General features: G+C 67.5%; 17 protein-coding genes. 7 read left to right on the forward strand and 10 right to left on the reverse strand.

The genetic code is table 11. The annotated features are described in order from the left end of the window. Positions 1 to 17 precede the first annotated feature (17 nt). The 4 genes from RIF23_RS09835 to RIF23_RS09850 all read left to right on the forward strand — a co-directional run bounded on the left by RIF23_RS09835 (position 18) and on the right by RIF23_RS09850 (position 3,372). Positions 18 to 1,079: a FecCD family ABC transporter permease gene (locus RIF23_RS09835; RefSeq protein WP_310912388.1), complete on the forward strand. Its 1,062-nt coding sequence runs from the start codon at positions 18 to 20 to the stop codon at positions 1,077 to 1,079. A gap of 17 nt (positions 1,080 to 1,096) precedes the next feature. Then, entirely contained in the window at positions 1,097 to 1,921 is an 825-nt protein-coding gene (locus RIF23_RS09840) for an ABC transporter ATP-binding protein (protein ID WP_310912158.1), read from the forward strand. Positions 1,922 to 1,992: 71 nt separating this feature from the next. Beyond that, positions 1,993 to 2,823, forward strand: coding sequence for a carbon-nitrogen hydrolase family protein (locus RIF23_RS09845; protein ID WP_310912159.1), 831 nt, complete (start codon positions 1,993 to 1,995; stop codon positions 2,821 to 2,823). 300 nt (positions 2,824 to 3,123) lie between these two features. After that, positions 3,124 to 3,372 (forward strand): hypothetical protein, encoded by a 249-nt coding sequence (locus tag RIF23_RS09850; protein WP_310912160.1) that lies wholly within the window; start codon positions 3,124 to 3,126, stop codon positions 3,370 to 3,372. 239 nt (positions 3,373 to 3,611) lie between these two features. Here RIF23_RS09850 and RIF23_RS09855 read toward each other — a convergent pair whose 3' ends face one another. Continuing rightward, complete coding sequence (locus RIF23_RS09855) at positions 3,612 to 5,108, reverse strand: CoA-acylating methylmalonate-semialdehyde dehydrogenase (protein WP_310912161.1); 1,497 nt, start codon at positions 5,106 to 5,108, stop codon at positions 3,612 to 3,614. Positions 5,109 to 5,235: 127 nt separating this feature from the next. Then, the gene (locus RIF23_RS09860; RefSeq protein WP_310912163.1) at positions 5,236 to 6,531 is read right to left on the reverse strand and encodes an aspartate aminotransferase family protein; all 1,296 of its coding nucleotides are present in this window, start codon (positions 6,529 to 6,531) and stop codon (positions 5,236 to 5,238) included. 149 nt (positions 6,532 to 6,680) lie between these two features. On the opposite strand from RIF23_RS09860, the gene RIF23_RS09865 reads away from it, so the two are divergent. Next, positions 6,681 to 8,393, forward strand: a complete 1,713-nt coding sequence (locus RIF23_RS09865) for a PucR family transcriptional regulator (protein ID WP_310912164.1) — start codon at positions 6,681 to 6,683, stop codon at positions 8,391 to 8,393. 189 nt (positions 8,394 to 8,582) lie between these two features. Here the strand turns inward: RIF23_RS09865 and RIF23_RS09870 are convergent, their stop codons facing one another. The 3 genes from RIF23_RS09870 to RIF23_RS09880 all read right to left on the reverse strand — a co-directional run bounded on the left by RIF23_RS09870 (position 8,583) and on the right by RIF23_RS09880 (position 11,136). Then, on the reverse strand, positions 8,583 to 9,062 hold the full coding sequence (locus tag RIF23_RS09870; RefSeq protein ID WP_310912165.1) for a VTT domain-containing protein: 480 nt from the start codon (positions 9,060 to 9,062) through the stop codon (positions 8,583 to 8,585). A gap of 3 nt (positions 9,063 to 9,065) precedes the next feature. Further along, positions 9,066 to 10,304 carry an FAD-dependent oxidoreductase gene (locus RIF23_RS09875; RefSeq protein WP_310912166.1) on the reverse strand — a complete coding sequence of 413 codons (1,239 nt, stop codon included), beginning with the start codon at positions 10,302 to 10,304 and terminating at the stop codon, positions 9,066 to 9,068. A 133-nt stretch (positions 10,305 to 10,437) separates the two neighbouring features. After that, complete coding sequence (locus tag RIF23_RS09880; RefSeq protein ID WP_310912167.1) at positions 10,438 to 11,136, reverse strand: GAP family protein; 699 nt, start codon at positions 11,134 to 11,136, stop codon at positions 10,438 to 10,440. A gap of 88 nt (positions 11,137 to 11,224) precedes the next feature. Here RIF23_RS09880 and RIF23_RS09885 point away from each other — a divergent pair, with 88 nt between their 5' ends. Continuing rightward, positions 11,225 to 11,869 carry a TetR/AcrR family transcriptional regulator gene (locus RIF23_RS09885; protein ID WP_310912168.1) on the forward strand — a complete coding sequence of 215 codons (645 nt, stop codon included), beginning with the start codon at positions 11,225 to 11,227 and terminating at the stop codon, positions 11,867 to 11,869. A 48-nt stretch (positions 11,870 to 11,917) separates the two neighbouring features. Here the strand turns inward: RIF23_RS09885 and rlmN are convergent, their stop codons facing one another. Beyond that, on the reverse strand, positions 11,918 to 13,033 hold the full coding sequence (gene rlmN / locus RIF23_RS09890; protein WP_310912169.1) for a 23S rRNA (adenine(2503)-C(2))-methyltransferase RlmN: 1,116 nt from the start codon (positions 13,031 to 13,033) through the stop codon (positions 11,918 to 11,920). A gap of 188 nt (positions 13,034 to 13,221) precedes the next feature. On the opposite strand from rlmN, the gene RIF23_RS09895 reads away from it, so the two are divergent. Then, entirely contained in the window at positions 13,222 to 14,301 is a 1,080-nt protein-coding gene (locus RIF23_RS09895; RefSeq protein WP_310912170.1) for a suppressor of fused domain protein, read from the forward strand. A gap of 133 nt (positions 14,302 to 14,434) precedes the next feature. On the opposite strand, the gene RIF23_RS09900 is transcribed toward RIF23_RS09895, so the two are convergent. From RIF23_RS09900 to tsf, 4 genes are all read right to left on the reverse strand, one after another. Then, complete coding sequence (locus RIF23_RS09900) at positions 14,435 to 15,358, reverse strand: phosphatidate cytidylyltransferase (RefSeq protein ID WP_310912171.1); 924 nt, start codon at positions 15,356 to 15,358, stop codon at positions 14,435 to 14,437. 4 nt (positions 15,359 to 15,362) lie between these two features. Then, positions 15,363 to 15,920: a ribosome recycling factor gene (gene frr / locus RIF23_RS09905; protein ID WP_310912172.1), complete on the reverse strand. Its 558-nt coding sequence runs from the start codon at positions 15,918 to 15,920 to the stop codon at positions 15,363 to 15,365. A gap of 77 nt (positions 15,921 to 15,997) precedes the next feature. Then, on the reverse strand, positions 15,998 to 16,723 hold the full coding sequence (gene pyrH / locus RIF23_RS09910; protein ID WP_310912389.1) for a UMP kinase: 726 nt from the start codon (positions 16,721 to 16,723) through the stop codon (positions 15,998 to 16,000). Between the two features lie 194 nt (positions 16,724 to 16,917). Beyond that, positions 16,918 to 17,754 (reverse strand): translation elongation factor Ts, encoded by an 837-nt coding sequence (gene tsf / locus RIF23_RS09915; protein WP_310912173.1) that lies wholly within the window; start codon positions 17,752 to 17,754, stop codon positions 16,918 to 16,920. Between the last annotated feature and the right edge of the window lie 49 nt (positions 17,755 to 17,803).

Consider the following 17,803-nt stretch of genomic DNA (forward strand, 5'->3'; position numbering starts at 1 on the left):
CACGTCTGTCGTCCCCCATGGTGCGCCGCAGCGAGCTCCTGCCGGCGGGCACCCGCGTCCTCGGCCCCCGAGGCGTCTCCCTGCGTATCTACGGACCGGCGGTGCTGGTGGGGGGCGTGTTTACGGGTTTGGCCCTGTTCCTGGCGATGTTGTCGATCACCCTCGGCGACTTCGACATGCGGCTGCGCGACGTGCCGGCCGCGCTGACCGGGCAGGCAAGCCCGCTGGTGACGCACATCGTCGTGGATCTGCGCCTACCCCGGGTCCTCACCGGGCTCGGGGTGGGCGCGGCCCTGGCGATGTCCGGGATGCTGCTGCAACGTCTGGCGCACAACCCCCTGGTGAGTCCGGACATCATCGGGATCAATGCCGGGGCCAGCACGGCGGCGGTGAGCACGATCGTCGTGGTCGGCGGAACCGCGCTCACGATCGCCTCGGGTGCCCTCCTCGGCGCTGTCACCACCGCGGTGCTGCTGTACCTGCTGGCCTATAAGCAAGGCGTCTCCGGCTATCGACTGGTGCTCATCGGGATCGGTGTCACCGCGATGCTGACGTCGGTCACCTCCTACCTAATGACCCGCACCGACCTGGACACCGCGGCCCGCGCCATGTTCTGGCTCACCGGCAGCCTGTCCGGCCGCGGCTGGCCGCACGCGGTCACCATCGGGATCGGACTACTCGTGTTCGCCCCGCTGGCCTTCGCCATGGCGCGGCAGATCCGGCTGTTGCAGCTGGGGGACGACACCGCCCGTGCCCTGGGCGGTCGGGTGCAGCTGGCTCGCGCCGGACTGCTGTTCACCGCCGCGGGGCTGTCGGCCATGTCGGTCGCCGTCGCCGGTCCGGTCACCTTCGTCGCCCTGGTCGCACCGCAGATCGTGCGCCGCCTGCTCCACGAACGTGTTGTGGGACTGCTGCCAGCGGCGGCCTGTGGGGCTGTGCTGGTGATCGGCGCGGATCTCATCGCACGCACGGCCTTCGGCGGCACCGAGCTTCCCGCGGGAGTGATCACCGGCGCCCTGGGTGGTCCCTACATGCTCTATCTCCTGGCCCGGACCAACCGGATTGGACGAGGTGGTTGACCTTGGACTCCGCAACCATGACTGTGAACACGACGACCGCAGCACCCCGGATCGCCGCACAGGAGCTCAGTCTGCGCTACGGCGACACCCCGATCGTGGACCACCTGTCGGTGCACCTGCCGGCACAGCGGATCACCACCATTGTTGGCGCGAACGGCTGTGGCAAGTCCACACTACTGCGGGGGGTAGCCCGGCTCCTGAAGCCGAGTTCGGGCACGGTGACCCTGGACGGCACGGACATCGCCACGGTGCCCGCGGCCGAGCTTGCCACCCGGCTGGGCATGCTGCCGCAGCAACCCCTCGCCCCGGAGGGCATCACCGTCGCCGATCTGGTGGGGCGTGGGCGTCATCCACACCAACGGTGGTTTCGGCAATGGTCCGAGGAGGACGAGGCAGCTGTGGCTTCCGCGTTGGAGGCCACCGGTGTCCAGGACCTGGCACACCGCTCCGTGGACGAGCTCTCCGGGGGTCAGCGCCAGCGGGTGTGGATCGCCCTGGCGCTGGCGCAGGGCACCGAGACGATGCTGCTCGACGAACCGACCACCTTCCTTGACCTGGCCCACCAGGTGGAGGTGCTGGACCTGCTGCGGGAGCTGAACCAGGAACGGGGCCGGACCATCGTTCTGGTGCTGCACGACCTGAACCTCGCCTGCCGCTACGCCGACCACCTGATCGCCATGCGTTCCGGTCAGATCGTCGCGGCCGGAACCCCGGAGGAGGTCATCACCCCGCAGGCCGTGTCGGAGGTGTTCGGGCTGGACTGCGAGGTGATCGAGGATCCGTTGTCCGGGACGCCGCTGGTCCTGCCGCGTCCGAAGGACACCCACCCCCACCGGGGCTGAGGCGCCATCAGGACCTCCGCGCGGGACCACTATGCTCGGCGCCGACACCGAGTGGATGTTGGGGTTGTTCTATGGTTCAGGTCGCTGTCGCCCAGTACGCTCCGGGCCAGGACAAGGTCACCAACCTGGCCACCGCGGAGTGGGCGGTCGCGGACGCCGCGGCTCGTGGTGCCCGGGTGGTGGTTCTGCCGGAGTACGCGATGTTCACCGCACCGCGGATGGACCAACGGTTCGTCGCCGCGGCCGAACCGCTGGACGGCCCCTTCGGCCGGGGGCTGTCCGAGCTCGCACAGCGCTACGGGCTGGTGGTTGTGGCCGGGATGAACGAGGCACTGCCCAGTGATCCGGAACGTTTCGCCAATACCCAGATCGCAGTGGGGCCGAGCGGCGAGATCCTCGCCGAGTACCGTAAGCTCCACCTCTACGATGCTTTCGGAGTAACAGAGTCGGCGGTGGTGCGGCCGGGCGATGTGGCGGCACCGCACACCTTCACGGTTCCCCACGCCGATCCCGCGGCCCCAGCCGACGCGAACTCGCTCACCTTTGGGCTCCAGACCTGCTACGACCTGCGGTTCCCGGAGGTCACCCGCCGAATCGTCGACGCCGGGGCGGAGGTTGTGCTGGTGGGCGCGCAGTGGGTCCCCGGGCCGCTCAAGGAGTATCACTGGAGCACCCTGGTTCGCGCGCGGGCCATCGAGAACACCATCTACGTGGCAGCGGCCGGTCAGAACGCCCCGACCGGATCCGGCACCAGCATGATCGTGGACCCGATGGGGGTGGTTGTCGCGGAGCTGGGTGAACGCACCGCCGTCGCGGCCGCCGAGCTGAGCATTGAGCGGGTGACCGAGGTCCGCACACGCAATCCCGCCGTCTCCCTGCGGCGATTTTCGGTCACACCCTAACGACGGTCATGTGATACCGGACAGTCGCTCCCGGCGCAGCAGCCGAAAGGGTCATCGCTGGTCGGTGCGTGGCCACGGGTGTCGCTTTCGGTCCATTACCCAGCGTTTCCGATATACGGACTGTTCCGACCGCGTCCGGTGTGCCGAACCAAAACTTGACTACTCATTGTTGTTATAGATATACATACAGTCACGGAAACGGGTTATACATCTCTCTGGCCTGCCGATGTCGCTGGTTCAGCCGAAGCCGATTATCGACGGCCCGCCAATCTGTCCTCAACCACGGGGGGAGCAAGGACGTTGCGCGGACTCAGCACCGAACCGATGGTCCATCCGCACCCGGCCGACGACCCGTGCGCGTCCGAGGCCCTGACCGCAGAGCAAGCCATCGGTGAGGCCTGCGGTATCTGTCACGCTCGGTGGCCGCTACCGCAGGTCCCGCTGGTCGAGTCCGCGGAGGACGCTCCGCTCTACGTGTGCCGCGACTGTGCCACACTCGCGGGTGTGGCCACGCCACGGCCAGCACGCCGCTCGCTCGCTGTGCACTGACCTCGGATCCCGGCCGGCACGGCGCTCCGGACCCAGGGGGAGGCTGGGTCCGGAGCGCTCGACGCGCGGGCTTCCGTGAGGGGAGAGGAAGTGCGCGCCTCCATGGTGGACTCACGATCCGACTGGGACGACCTGCGCTCCCACGCAGCCGACCCGCACTCACGATACTGCGCGTGACCTGAACATGACCGGAAGTATGAAAAACTCGCTGGCCGTAGATTCACCGGCCGCGTAGACCGTCAGCCGGTCGTGGGAAACCCGAGGCTCACCCCGTCGGGAGTGGGGTCGGGCCATCGCGAGGTCACGGCCTTGGTCCGGGTGTAGAAGTGCACCCCCTCAGTCCCGTGCGCATGGCTGTCCCCGAACATCGACTGCTTCCAGCCCCCAAAGGAGTAGAAAGCCATTGGCACGGGGATCGGCACGTTGATCCCGACCATGCCCACCTGCACCTCGTTCTGGAACCTGCGCGCCGCACCGCCGTCCCTGGTGAAGATCGCGGTTCCGTTGCCGTAGGGGCTGCTGTTCACCAGGTCCAGGGCCTGGCTGTAGGAGGAGGCGCGCACCACCGACAACACGGGGCCGAAAATCTCGTCGCGGTAGCAGGACATGTCGGAAGTGACATGGTCCAGGAGGCATGGCCCCAACCAGAAGCCACCCTGTGGCTGGCCCAGCACCGGATGGTTGCGACCGTCACGCACCAGGGTCGCACCCTCCGTGACGGCCACGTCGAGATAGGAGGCCACCCGAGCACGGTGATCGTCGGTGACCAGCGGCCCCATCTCGCTGCGCTCGTCATCGCCGGGACCCACCCGGAGCCGCTCCAGCCGCTGGCGGACACGTTCGACCAGGCCGTCCCCCACGGGATCCACCGCCACGACCACGGAGACCGCCATGCAGCGCTCCCCCGCGGAGCCGAACCCCGCGGAGACCGCCGCGTCCGCGGCCAGGTCCAGATCCGAGTCCGGGAGGACCACCATGTGGTTCTTGGCGCCCCCCAACGCCTGTACTCTCTTCCCCCGCCCCGCGGCGGCGGTGTAGACGTCCCGGGCCACCGGGGTGGAGCCCACGAAACTCACCGCGGAGATGTCCGGGTGCTCCAGAATCGCGTCCACCGCGTCACGGTCCCCCTGCACCACGTTGAAGACGCCCTGCGGCAGTCCCGCCTCGGCCCAGAGTTCGGCCAGCCGCAGGGTCACGGAGGGAACCTTCTCACTGGGCTTGAGGACGAAGGTGTTCCCACAGGCAATCGCGATCGGGAACATCCACATGGGGACCATCGCCGGGAAGTTGAACGGGGTCACGCCCGCGACCACGCCCAGCGGCTGGTGAATCGAGTACGCGTCCACGCCCGTGGAGACGTTCTCCGAAAACCCTCCCTTCAGCAGGTGCGGGATCCCGCAGGCGAACTCCACGACCTCCAGCCCCCGGGCCACCTCCCCCTCGGCGTCCGAGATCACCTTGCCATGCTCGGCGCTGATGGTCTCGGCGAGTTCCCGCCGGTGTGCTCGGACCAGTTCCCGGAACCGGAACAGGATTGCGGAGCGTCGCCCCAGCGGAGTGTCCCGCCATCCGGGGAAGGCCGACCGGGCGGCGGCAACTGCCGTATCCACCTCCGCGGCCCCGCCGAGCTGGACGGCACCGCTCACCGTGCCGGTGGCCGGATTGTACAGGTCCTTCTCGCGCCCGCCGCCCGTCGCCGGGCCTCCGTTGATCCAGTGCGACACATGACGTCCCACGGCCTGGCCACCTTTCTCCATCCACGTTCTGACCGCCACGGCTCGCCGGCAGGCTCCGTGGGAGCGCCGGCGAACCGTGGCTGGTGCTGTGCTCACCTCAGTCACCGGCTCCGTTCCGGCCGGAACGTTAGGCCTGCTCGGCAGCGACGGCGTCGAGTGCACCCACCAGCAGGTCCACTCCGGTACGGGCGTCGTCCTCGCTGAGGGTCAGCGGTGGTGACATCCGGAGTGTCCCCCCACGCAGTCCGCCCTTGCCCACCAGCAGGCCCCGGTTTCGTGTCTCCTCGAGGGCCCGGGCCACCAGGTCCGGGCTGGGCCCACCATCCCGGGGGTTGACCAGGTCCACGGCGAACATCAGCCCCCGACCGCGCACCTCCCCCACGATGTCCAGCTCCGCGGTGCGTCGTCGCAGTTCGGTCAGGATCACCGATCCGACGTGGTCCGCGTTCGCCTGTAGGTCGTGGTTGAGCACATAGTCCAGGGTGGCGTTAGCGGCCGCGGTGGCGACGGGATTTCCCCCGAAGGTGGACACGCCGTTGGCGGTGAGCCCGTCCATAAGGTCGCCCCGGGCAACCACACCCCCGATCGCGAAACCGTTGCCGAGCCCCTTGGCGACGGTGATCACGTCCGGGGTTACTCCGTGCGCTCCAATCCCCCAGAAACTCCGGCCAGTTCGTCCCCAGCCGGTCTGAACCTCGTCGGACACGAACAGGATCCCGTGCTCATCCAGTACCTCCTTGTAGGCGGCGTACAGCCCGTCGGGCGGCATGGTGAAGCCGCCAACCCCCTGGACGGGCTCGGCGATGAGGCAGGACACGTTGGGGGCCGTGGCTGTGGCCAGTACCTCCCGCAGATCGGCCACACAGGCCTCGATGTAGGCGTCGTCGCTCATGCCGCGGAACGCGGGCAAATCCCGGTCGGTTCCGTGCAGGTAGTGGACGTTGAGGGGAGACAGCGCCGAATTGGTCCAGCCTCGGTTTCCGGTGACGGCGATCGTACCGAAGGAACGCCCGTGGTAGCTGTTACGCAGAGCCAGAACCTGGTCCGAACCACGCTCGTGGGTAGCGAGCAGCAGTGCGGTCTCGTTGGCCTCGGTGCCGGAGTTGGTGAAGAACACTTTGGCGTCGGGGATCCCGCTGATCCGGGCGATCTTCTCGGCGAGTTCCACCTGACCGCGGAGCAGGTACAGCGTGGAGGTGTGGACGACACCGCGGGCCAGCTGCCGCTCCACAGCCTCGCGTATCTCGGGGATGTCATATCCCACCATGGTGGTGACGATGCCGCAGAAGAAGTCGAGGTAGTTACGCCCCGAGTCGTCGGTGACGCGACTGCCCTTGCCGCTGACGATCTCAATGGGGTTCTCGTACAGCAGGGACTGCCAGGCGGGCATCACCCGGCGATGGCGTTCGAGCAGTTCAGACATGCCCTCAGTGTCGTGGCTGCGGCGCGCTCTCCGCCAGAGCCATACTGTCGTCGTCCGCCTCCTGGTTTGACACTCTGTCAACATCCAACAACATCCAACACTGTGTAAGCTTCTACCGGCGAAAACCGGCAGCACTGTAAAATCACCCCATGCTGCCCAGCCTCTCCGACGTCCTGGAACTGCCGGTACTGCGCCGTGCCCGCCCCCGGATCATCGTCGGAGCAGAACATGTGAACTCCCCGGTGCGCTGGGTGCACATTGCCGAGGTCACCGATCTGGCCCACCTTCTGAGGGGTGGTGAGCTGGTACTGACCACGGGAATCGCCATGCCGGACGACCCTGCGGCGCTCCGCCGCTACGTGGCCGATCTCGCCGACGTGGGCGTGATCGGGATCGCCGTGGAGCTGGGGCGCAAGTACCACAGCGCGCTCCCACAGGCACTGGTGACCGCTGCGGCGGAGGCACACCTACCGGTCATCACCCTGGAACGGGAAGCGCGCTTCGTGGAGATCACCGAGGCGGTGCACAGCCGCATCATCAGCGAACAGATGACCGAGTTGCAGGAGTCCGAGCGACTGCACCGGGTGTTCACCGAGCTGTCCGTGGAGGGAGCCCCACCGGAGCGGGTGTTGCGTACCGTGGCCGAGCTGTCCGGGTGTCCGGTCATTCTGGAAAATCTCACCCACCAGGTCCTGGTATGCGAAAGTGCGGGGGAGGACCCACGTTCACTCCTGGCCGCCTGGGAGACCCGTTCCCGTGGGATTCGGGTGTCCGCACGCACCACACACGACGCCGGAACCGGCTGGCTGGTCACCATGGTGGGCGCCCGCGGTCAGGACTGGGGTCGGTTGATTCTGGTCTGTGGGGCGCAGCCCTCGCCGACCCAGACGATGCTGGTGGAGCGGGCGGCCACCACCCTCGCGCTGGGGCGGCTCCTGGAACGCCACCAGGAGAGCTTGGAGCGCCAGACCCACCGCACCATCATCACCGGAATCATCGATCGCGCCTACGCCGACCCCGAAGAAGCCCTCGTGCGTGCCCGTGCCGTAGGCGTGCCCCTGAGTGGACGCCCGCTGGTGGGCATGGTGATCCGCATCCGAGAGGCCGACACCGGGCTCGCGGCCCAGGCCCGCCTCGCCGACACGGCCGAAGCCGCCGCACGCTCCTGCCGGGAACTGCGGCTGGCCGCCCTGGTGGGGTCGCTCGACGACGGCCGCGTGGGCATCCTGCTCGCCCTCCCCACCACACCGGATGTGGACACGGTGCTGACCCAGCTGGCCCATCGCATCCGCCAGCATGCGCGCAGTGACGGAAGCCCGTCCAGTCCGGGGGCCCCGAACGACACCCCGGGAACCACCGTGATTGGGGTGGGATCCACCACGGAGTCCATCCGAACGGTGCGCCGTTCCTTTCTGGAGGCACGCCAGGTCGCTGACGTCGCCCTGAGCCAACGCGACGAACGGGCATTCCATCGCCTACCCGACCTCCATGTGCGCGGTCTCGTGCACCTGTTCCGCGACGACGAGCGCCTACAGACCTATGTCGAGCGCGAGCTGGGACCGCTGCTCAGCCACGACGCCCGCCACGGGACCGACCTCACGACCATGCTGCGGCACTATCTGGACTGCGGACGGAACAAGGCCGTGGCCGCGACCCACGCCCACCTGTCCCGCCCCGCCTTCTACGATCGGCTGCGGCGCATCCAGCACGTGCTGGATGCTGACCTGGACTCGGTGGAGACCTGCCTGTCCCTGCACATCGCCCTCCTGGCCCTCGACGCGATGCGGGAGGAGGGAAGTCAACCCCATTCCCGGGAAACACTCGCGACGGAGGCACCACCATCCAGGGGGCGAGAAAACTAGGGCGATCCCCCCTCTACCTTCCCGGGACATTCATAATAGGCTGAATCCGGACGCCTTCTCTGGGCGTCCCCCTTGCGCGGTGGTCATGCTTCGCCCCCGAGAGGCATGACCGCCGCCCCAAGGGGCCTCTTCTTTCCAATCCCCGCACACCGGCCCAAGTCGGGACTGAACACCCGCCGCACCACCGCTCTAGGTAAGCCAGGTTGCTCCGGCGGCGGGCACGAAAACCACCAGCGTGAAGCGGGCGAGTCGTCCCACCAGGCTGGCGAGCAGAAAGTGGGACACGCGCATCCGCGTCGTCCCGGCCAGTACGCACATGACCATGTACGGCGGGACACTCACGAACGAACTACTGAACATGATTCCGGCTGCCCATACCGGCCGACGATGCGCCTGGTCCTGCCATCCCTCCAGTCGCCGGGACCGGGCACCGGAACGTGTGGCGCGGTCCGCCTGCCGCTTCAGCCAGGGCAGGTGCAGAACACCACTGCCCAGGTAGTAGTAGACGAGTTTGCCGACCGTCTGGGCCACAGCGGCCGCGACGACCATCGCCACCAGCTGACCATCGGGATGCAGTGCGGACGCACCGAGGAGATAGATCTCGATACTGATGATGGGCACCAGGGAACCGGCCAGGGCGACCAGGAACGCAATCGCAGTCTCCACCATGGGCTAACCGAGACGGTCGGGCCGGAACGGGTGGATCGGGACTGTGGTCGTCCCCTGCTGTGCGAGGTCGGCCAGTGCACGGCCGACGGCGGACGCGAACTTGTAGCCGTGTCCGGAGAAGCCTCCGCCCAGGAGCAGGCCGGGAACGCGGGGGTGCGGACCAATGAGGAAATGCTGGTCCTGGGTCATGGTGTACATACAGGTGGTGAGCCTGGACGGGGTCGGGTCAATCCCCCGGAGTCGCTCGGCGAGACGTGCGAGCCGCTGGGCATCCGCCGCGTCGGCGGGCCGGGGGCCGATGTCCGGGTCCACGCGCTCTCCCCGCTGAACCCCGGGGCCGCTCGCCCCGTCAGCGTGCACCCCGATCTTGACGGTGCGGCCCCCGTCGAGGCTGGGAAAGCCGTACCAGGCGGTGCCGTCGGACTCCGCACGAACGAACACCGGCGTATGTTCCGGGTCGTGCCAGTCCGGTTCGGTTACCGGGAACCACGCGAGAACGCGCCGCTCCACCCCGAGACCACCCAGACGCCGGGCCAGGTCCGGCAGGAGCTGGGGCAGCCAAGCCCCCGCCGTGACGACGACGCAGCGTGCCCGGATGGTCTGTTCCCTGGCCGCTCCGTCCGTGGGAGCGCGGTCTCCGGTCCCGGCAGCGCTGCCCTCGCGGTCCGTCACCCACACACGGGGTTGGCTCGCGTCCGGGATGATCCCCCTGACCCGTGTCCCGGTCCAGACGCGGGCTCCGTTGTACTGGGCCAACCGCACGGCCGCACGGATCGCTGTCTCCGGGAAAACCACCCCACCGTCGCCCTCGTAGAGACCTTCCTCGTTCTTCACGACGACGTGCCCGGGAAACTCGGCACTCAACTGTGCGGGTGTGTAGCGCCGGTGCGCCAGCTCGTGCTGCCGTGCCGACTCGGCGGCCCCAGACACGACGCGCGAATCCGGGGGACCAATCATGACCGAACCACAACGGCGGGCGACCTGCGTTTCGCTCTCCCGTCCGAGCTCGTCCCAGCCCTTCCAGGCGGCCTGGGCCAGCGGTACATACGCCGTCCCCTCCAGGTAGGCCGTGCGGATAATTCGGGATTCCCCGTGACTCGACCCGTGCGCATGCCCGGGGTCGAAGGCGTCGATACCGAGTACGTCCACGCCGCGCTGCGCGAGTCGCCACAGGGTTTGGGCACCCATCGCACCCAGGCCGACCACGACAGTGTCAACGGTGTACTCGGCCGTGGCTGTCATGACTCCCTCTCGTGATCCGCCCGCTGCGGCTCGACTCTGTCCAGCGTCGCAACATCCCTGCCTCCCCACACCATTGTCGCGCAGCCGCCGCGGCGGGCACCCCTGGGTCCAGGCCTGCCGGAAGCGACAGCTGTCACTCGAACGGGAGTCCCAGCGAGCCGTCGAGCAGTCCCAACCGGTTCACCGCATTCGCGAGCAGGAGGAATCCCGCGATTCCGACCAGCCAGGCCAGGCCCTCCATCGCCCCTTCGGACAGCTGGTGGCGCCAGCGCTCCATGCGCGGCCGCAACCGGGAGCCGAGCAGACGGTGACCGAGGTACATGACGATCGGGGGCAGGAGCATGATCGTCACGTAGCCGGCCAGCAGGGGAAGCCACTGGAGTGGCGACAACCCGGCAGCCGTCATGATCCCGACCGCGGCCAGGTAGGGCAACACCGTAGCCCCCTCCAGCAGGAAGGTTCCCAGGCCGAGGCTCACCATGATGGGAATGTGCAACTCCCGGGATTCCCACCGGGCCGGTGCGTCCCGGCGCTGGGTCGGCTTGACACAACTGTGGGTCAGCAGCGCGATACCGAGAACGGCCTGGAGCCACAACACCGCCCGATGGTCCGCAACCGGGCCCAGGCGGGTCACGACGAGATCGAGGCCCGACATGAGAGCAATCCCGAGGGCGAGGTAGCACACGGCCACGGTGGCCAGGTAGGCGAGCAGGGGAAACGCGATGCGCGCCCGCCCGCTGAGCAGGAGGACCAGCGTGACACCGATCGTCGCCGGACTCAGGGTGTCCAGCAGCGCCAGGGCGGTCACGGGCAGGAGCACATCGAGCTGCATGATTGTCTCCTCTTTTTAACACGATCGTGCGAAATAACTTAACACGATCGTGCGAAATAAGAAAACACACGTGTGCTAGAAAGGGTGCATGCCGAAGGTCGTCGACCACGAACAGCGCCGCCTGGACCTGGCGGCCGCGGCTTGGCGAGTCGCCGCGCGCGATGGAGCCCAGGCCATCTCGATCCGCAGTGTGGCAACAGAAGCCGGCTGGTCCGCCGGTGCGCTACGCCATTACTTCCCCAGTCGTGGTCACCTGGTGACCTTTACGATTCGCCACTACGCCCAGGCCATCGTCGAACGGATCAAGGGACAGGTGGCTGAGGCGCAGGCGGCCGCGAGCCTGGTCGAGGGGGCCGCCCTGCTCGCCGAGGAACTGCTTCCCCTGGACGAGCAGCGCAGGACCGAATTCGCCCTGTGGGCAGCCGCGGGCGAAGAGACACGCTCCGAGGCTGCCCTGGCGATCACGGACCTCTCGGACTCTCTGCGCGGGATGTGGCGACAACTCGCCACACACCTGTGCGGCTATCCGAATCTCGCCAACCCGGAGCGCCCGCACCCGGACCCCCGCGTGGAACAGTGGGCCGAGTTCCTGCACGTCTTCGTCGACGGTCTGGCCACCCAGCTCATGTATGATCCACGCCGAACTCCCGCACAGGCCCGCCGGGCCCTCCGCGACTTCCTCGCCACGGTCCCGATCCTGGCACCGGACGATCCACCACCTCCTGCGGATTGATCCTGGAACCGGCCCCTGGAACCTGGCGGGCAACCGAGAGCTCCCCGGTCAGCTCCCGGTTGGCTGTCCCTGCTGGCTCGCGGCGAGCTGTCCGCAGGCGCCGTCGATCTCCTGACCACGTGTGTCCCGGATGGTGACCGGGACTCCGTGCCCCTCCAGGGTGCGTAGGAAAGTCCGCTCATCCTCGGGGCGGGACGCCGTCCACTTGGATCCCGGGGTGGGGTTCAACGGAATGAGATTGACGTGCGCCAGTCTGCCCCGGAGTAGTCGCCCCAAAGTATCCGCACGCCAGGCCTGATCATTGATGTCCCGGATCAACGCATACTCGATCGAAACCCGCCGTCCGGTGGTCTCGGCGTAGCGCCAGGCCGCATCCAGGACCTCGTTCACCTTCCAGCGGGTGTTCACCGGCACGAGTTCATCCCGCAACTCGTCATCCGGAGCGTGCAGCGACACCGCCAGCCGCACCCGCATATCCTCCGCGGTCAACCGCTCAATGGCCGGAACCAGACCGACGGTGGACACCGTGACACTGCGCTGGGACATGCCCAGCCCTCCGGGAACCGGGTCCGTCAGACGTCGCACCGCCCGCAGGAGGCGCTGGTAGTTCGCCAGCGGCTCCCCCATCCCCATAAACACGATGTTGCTCAGCCGACCAGGTCCTCCCTCCACCTCGCCGTTGGCCAGGTCCCGCGCGACCGAAACCACCTGGTCCACGATCTCGGCGGTGGAGAGATTTCGGGTCAGGCCGGCCTGTCCCGTGGCGCAGAACGGGCAATTCATACCGCAGCCCGCCTGGGAGGACACACACAGGGTGTTGCGGTCCGGATAGCGCATCAGCACGGACTCGAACATGACATTGTCAAAGGCACGCCACAGCGTCTTGCGTGTCTGTCCGTCATCACAGGTCACATGCCGCACAGGCGTCAACAACGGAGGCAGCAGCTCGTCGCCGAGCCGCTCTCTGGACGCCGTGGGCAGATCGGTCATCCGGGTGGTGTCGGACTCCAGGGATCCGTAGTAGTGCTGGGCAAGCTGTTTGCCCCGAAACGACTTCTCTCCCAGCTCGGTGACGGCCGCGGCCAGCTCCTGTGGCCCCAGGTCGGCGAGGTGCCGCGGGGGCTTTGCGCGCCGGGGCTCGGCGAAGGTCAGTTCAGCAGGCATGCATGCGTCCAGATCACGTGATTACTACAGGGCCACTGTGGAGGCGACAAAACCCAGCCAATTGGCGATAATTGGCCTACGAGCAGTGGCCGGCACGATCGTTCTCCCGCCACTCGTTCTGGGGTGCCCCCACCCCAATACTACGTGCGGCGAGGCGGTGCCGACCTGACCCAGCGGAGGAGGGACGATTGGGCCCGACCAGGATCCTCCTCGACGAAACCAGTCCGTATCGCAGCCGCCGCGTCATCGTCGAGTGCGACGCCAGGATCACGGCCGCCTATCTTCTGGATCCGCGTGGCGAGGTGTGTGCTCCGGTGTGGTTGGCCAATCACACGGCCGCCGAGGAGTCACCACCCGCTGATCCCGAACACACCTTCGGACATGTCCCCGCCATGCCAGCACGACACACCCGCCATCCGCAGGGACGACCACAGTTCGACCCCGCTCAGCTGCGCGTGGTGTGGTTCGAGGAGGGTGACGGACTCGCCCTCCTCGACGGCGATGGACTCCTGGCCGTCATTCCCGGATGGGCCGGAATCCGGGACGGTCTCCCCGGATACGCCCGGGAGGCCGTTGGGCGCGGCCCCGGCGCATGGGCGCTGGCCGACGTGATCGAACAGCTCTGGCCACGCGTGGTCCATGCCGAGGCCTACTGGCAGTGGCGTGCGGCCGAGGGCGCCTGGAAGACCGTACAGCGCACGGTATTCAACCATCTCACCAGGACCGTCGGTGCGGGAGGACACTACTGGGACGTGTCCGACGGCCACCCCCCGTTACTGCGAGTCTCCGAACGGCCGGCTACGCCCGACCGCCCGTACAACGTGATCAGCACCGTGGGCATGTCCGGCCAGCGCATGCCCACCCTGGACCGGTACATGGCCGACGTCAGTGACTACGCCCGCATCGAGCTGGCCATGGCCACCACCCGGGAGGCACACATCGCCGCACGGGTGTTCCGCTGGCTGGGTGCCTTCCCATGGCGCGCGGTGACGTGGTTCGGTCCGGGACACAGTGTGAAATGGTTTCAGGGATCGGACGGCTCCACCCTGGACGAGCACTATGCCGCGGTACTCCTCGTCGCGGAGCCGAACGCCCTGGCCGGTCCCCCAGCTCCAGACGTCTCCGGGCTGAGGTTCCACGGTGACCCGGTCCGCTGGTTGTGGGTAGTGCCGATCACGCAACCGGAACGCCAGTTCGCCCGGGAGCACGACACGGCGACCCTGATCGACAAACTCGCCGCCGAAGGCCGCAGCTGGATCCTGGAGTAGTGCTGCCAGGCCCCGCGCTCCGGAAAACATCGCCGCCGAGGCCCCGGCCCCCAGTAGTCGGGGCAACACACCAACCCAGCAGGCCCCACGAACCGGTGCCCGGTGATCCTCGCCGCCGCGCCACGTCGACCGCTCACACCAACAGCAGCACCAGCCATGCCACGGGACCGGCGATCAACAGCGAGTCCAGACGGTCCAACAGCCCGCCGTGCCCGGGCAGGAAACTGCCCATGTCCTTGACTCCGGTGTCCCGCTTGATCAACGACTCGATCAGATCGCCCACAATCGCGGCGAGACACACCGCGGCCCCCAACAGCATGCCAACCCAGGAGGGCCCGTCCAACAGCAGCATGACGGTCAGCACCCCGGCCAGTACACACGCGAGCAGTGAGCCGCCGAAACCTTCCCAGGTCTTGTTCGGACTGATGGTAGGGGCCATCTTGTGTCGGCCGAACAGGATTCCGGCGAAGTAACCGCCGATGTCACTGGCGATCGTGACGATGATGAACGCGATCAGCCGGGCCCGCCCATCATCCGGCGTGTTCAGCAGGAGCAGCCAGAACCCGAGCATCAATGGGACGTAGACGATCGTGAACAGACTCGCGCCCACGTCCCGCACGTAGCCGTCCGCGCCCCCACCCAAACGCCAGGTGAGCGCGGCGATCGCGGTCAGGGCCAAGGCCCCGAACAACCATTCGGTTCCCTCGAAGTAGGCCCCCACCAACATGGCGGTCCCACCCACCGCCAGGGGAACCAGCGCGATGCGGGTTCCCTGCGCGGAGAAGGCGCGGTTCAGTTCCCGCAGCCCCACCGCGAGGGCCGCTACGAGAATCGCGACGAACGTGGCCTTGTAGGTGAACAGAGATGCCAGCACCAGGGCACCCAGGGCCAGGCCCGTGCCAACGGCCAGGGGAAGGTTCCTCCCCGCGCGCACCGGCTCACCACCGGGCTTGTGCAGGACGAACCTACGATCCTGCTGGCCCCCCTCGCTCGGGCCGGCGTGGGTGTCTTCAGAACTCTCCGGCTCGTTACCGGAGGTCGGGTCGGTGTGCGTCACGGGATCAGACCTCGAGGAGTTCCGACTCCTTGTGCCGCAGAAGCTCGTCGATCTCGGCGACGTGCTTATGCGTGAGCTCCTCAAGCTCGTCCTGCGCCCGCCGGCCCTCGTCCTCACTGATATCGCCGGCCTTTACGGCCTTGTCGATGGTGTCCTTGGCGTGCCGGCGAATGTTGCGGATGGATACCCGCCCGTCCTCGGCCTTGCTCCGCACGACCTTGACGTACTCCTTACGCCGGTCCTCGGACAGCTCCGGGAACACGACCCGAATGATGTTGCCATCATTGGCCGGATTCACCCCGAGGTCGCTGTCGCGGATCGCGCGTTCGATCGCCTGGAGTGAGGACTTGTCGAACGGCGAGATCACCACCATCCGCGGCTCGGGCACCTGGAAGGAAGCCAGCTGGTTGATCGGGGTGGGGGTGCCGTAGTACTCGGCGACGATCCGATTGAAGGTGGCCGGGGAGGGACGCCCGGTACGGATGCCGGCGAAGTCCTCCTTGGCGACCCCGACAGCCTTCTCCATCTTTTCCGCTGCCTCGAGGAGGGTCTCTTCGGTCATTTCGGGCTCCCATACTTGGCGTGGTCTGGTGTGGAGGGCTGTCGTGGGTGCTACCCGAGCGCACAGGTCAGGACGCGTCAGCTCTCCGCGGTGGATACCAATGTGCCGATTTTCTCACCACGTACCGCGCGCACGATGTTGCCCGTTCCCATCAGGTCGAACACGACGATGGGCAGATGGTTGTCCATGCACAGGCTCACAGCGGTGGCGTCCATGACCTGGAGTCCACGGGTGAGCACCTCGTTGTAGTTGAGTCGGTCGAACTTGACCGCGCTGGCGTTTCGCCTCGGGTCGGAGTCGTAGACACCGTCCACCTGCGTCGCCTTGAGTACGGCGCGCGCCCCGATCTCCAGTGCTCGCTGCGCGGCGGTCGTGTCCGTGGAGAAGAACGGGGCTCCCAGGCCGGCACCGAAGATCACGACCCGCCCCTTCTCCAGGTGTCGGATCGCACGCCGGGGAACATACGGTTCGGCGACCTGACTCATGTGGATGGAGGTCTGTACCCGGGTGTCGATCCCGAGGTTCTCCAGAAAGTCTTGCAGCGCCAGACAGTTGATGACGGTGCCGAGCATCCCCATATAGTCGGCTCGGCCGCGCTCCATCCCCGCTCCGGAGAGAGCGGCGCCACGCACGATGTTGCCGCCGCCCACCACGACGGCGACCTCGTTTCCCTCGGCCACAGCCGCGGCAACGGACTCGGCGATACCAGCGACCGTCTCTCCGTCAATACCGAACTCGTCGCCACCGGCGAACGCCTCACCGGAGAGCTTCAGCACCACACGATGCCATCCGGCGTCGTGCATCCCGGAATCGGTGTCGGCGGTGGGCACAGGTGCCGTGGGTTTGTCAGTCTCCGGCACGGTGGTCGGCCTCCTCATATTGGCGCCCGGTACGGACGAGCTCGGACACGGCGCGCCCGGGACGAGAACTGCCGCGGCACGCGCCCGATCCACCGGAGGTGCCGGGGATCGCCCGGCACCTCCATCATGTCAGAGGATCACGAGGCCCCGACCTTGAACCGGACGAACCGGCGGACCGTGACCCCGGCCTCGTCGACAACCTGCTGCACCGTCTGCTTATTGTCCTTCACGAACGGCTGACCGAGCAGTGTGGCGTCCTTGAAGAAGCCGTTGACCCGCCCCTCGATGATCTTGGGCAGGGCCTGCTCCGGCTTGCCCTCCTCCCGGGCGGTCGCCTCGGCGATCCGACGCTCGTTGGCAACGACGTCCTCGGGCACGTCGTCTTTACTCACGTACCTGGGAGCCAGCGCCGCGACCTGCTGGGCAACGTCCCTACCGACCTCGGAGTTGGCCTGGTCGAGTTCGACGAGCACGCCCAGGGTCGGCGGCAGGTCCGGGTCCGACTTGTGCAGGTAGCTGACAACGTAGGGGCCGGCGACCCGAGCGAAGCGGCGCAGCTCCAGCTTCTCCCCGATCACCGCGCTGTTCTCGTCGATCAGCTGCTGAACCGTCTTGCCGTCCCCGTGATCGGCGCTGAGCAGGGTCTCCACGTCCGCGGGGTCCGTGCGGGACACGAACGAAGCCAGCTCGGCGGCCAGTTGCTGGAACTGGTCGTTCTTCGCGACGAAGTCCGTCTCGCAGTTCAGCTCCAGCAGCACCGCGGAGGTGTCCCCCTCCGTGTGCAGGGCCACGAGCCCGTTGGCGGCGGTACGCTCCTGGCGCTTGCCAACGTCCTTGGCTCCCTTGACGCGGAGGAACTCCACGGCCTTGTCGAAATCGCCCTCGGCCTCGGTGAGAGCCTTCTTACAATCCATCATGCCGGCGCCGGTGAGCTCACGCAGCTTCTTGACGTCGGCGGCGGTAAAGTTCGCCATGTTCCGTGTCTTCTCGTGTCTGGGGTGTGCAGGTCTGTGGCACCACGAG

It is taken from the genome of Lipingzhangella rawalii (assembly GCF_031628175.1).
Taxonomy (GTDB): Bacteria; Actinomycetota; Actinomycetes; order Streptosporangiales; family Streptosporangiaceae; genus Lipingzhangella_A; species Lipingzhangella_A rawalii.

Excerpts from the sequence above, each read along its gene's own strand:
- RIF23_RS09835 (WP_310912388.1), top strand. The coding sequence starts at position 18 with ATGGTGCGCCGCAGCGAGCTCCTGCCGGCGGGCACCCGCGTCCTCGGC.
- RIF23_RS09840 (WP_310912158.1), top strand. The coding sequence starts at position 1,097 with ATGACTGTGAACACGACGACCGCAGCACCCCGGATCGCCGCACAGGAG.
- RIF23_RS09845 (WP_310912159.1), top strand. The coding sequence starts at position 1,993 with ATGGTTCAGGTCGCTGTCGCCCAGTACGCTCCGGGCCAGGACAAGGTC.
- RIF23_RS09860 (WP_310912163.1), bottom strand. The coding sequence starts at position 6,531 with ATGTCTGAACTGCTCGAACGCCATCGCCGGGTGATGCCCGCCTGGCAG.
- RIF23_RS09865 (WP_310912164.1), top strand. The coding sequence starts at position 6,681 with ATGCTGCCCAGCCTCTCCGACGTCCTGGAACTGCCGGTACTGCGCCGT.
- RIF23_RS09870 (WP_310912165.1), bottom strand. The coding sequence starts at position 9,062 with ATGGTGGAGACTGCGATTGCGTTCCTGGTCGCCCTGGCCGGTTCCCTG.
- RIF23_RS09875 (WP_310912166.1), bottom strand. The coding sequence starts at position 10,304 with ATGACAGCCACGGCCGAGTACACCGTTGACACTGTCGTGGTCGGCCTG.
- RIF23_RS09880 (WP_310912167.1), bottom strand. The coding sequence starts at position 11,136 with ATGCAGCTCGATGTGCTCCTGCCCGTGACCGCCCTGGCGCTGCTGGAC.
- RIF23_RS09885 (WP_310912168.1), top strand. The coding sequence starts at position 11,225 with ATGCCGAAGGTCGTCGACCACGAACAGCGCCGCCTGGACCTGGCGGCC.
- rlmN (WP_310912169.1), bottom strand. The coding sequence starts at position 13,033 with ATGCCTGCTGAACTGACCTTCGCCGAGCCCCGGCGCGCAAAGCCCCCG.
- frr (WP_310912172.1), bottom strand. The coding sequence starts at position 15,920 with ATGACCGAAGAGACCCTCCTCGAGGCAGCGGAAAAGATGGAGAAGGCT.
- pyrH (WP_310912389.1), bottom strand. The coding sequence starts at position 16,723 with ATGCACGACGCCGGATGGCATCGTGTGGTGCTGAAGCTCTCCGGTGAG.
- tsf (WP_310912173.1), bottom strand. The coding sequence starts at position 17,754 with ATGGCGAACTTTACCGCCGCCGACGTCAAGAAGCTGCGTGAGCTCACC.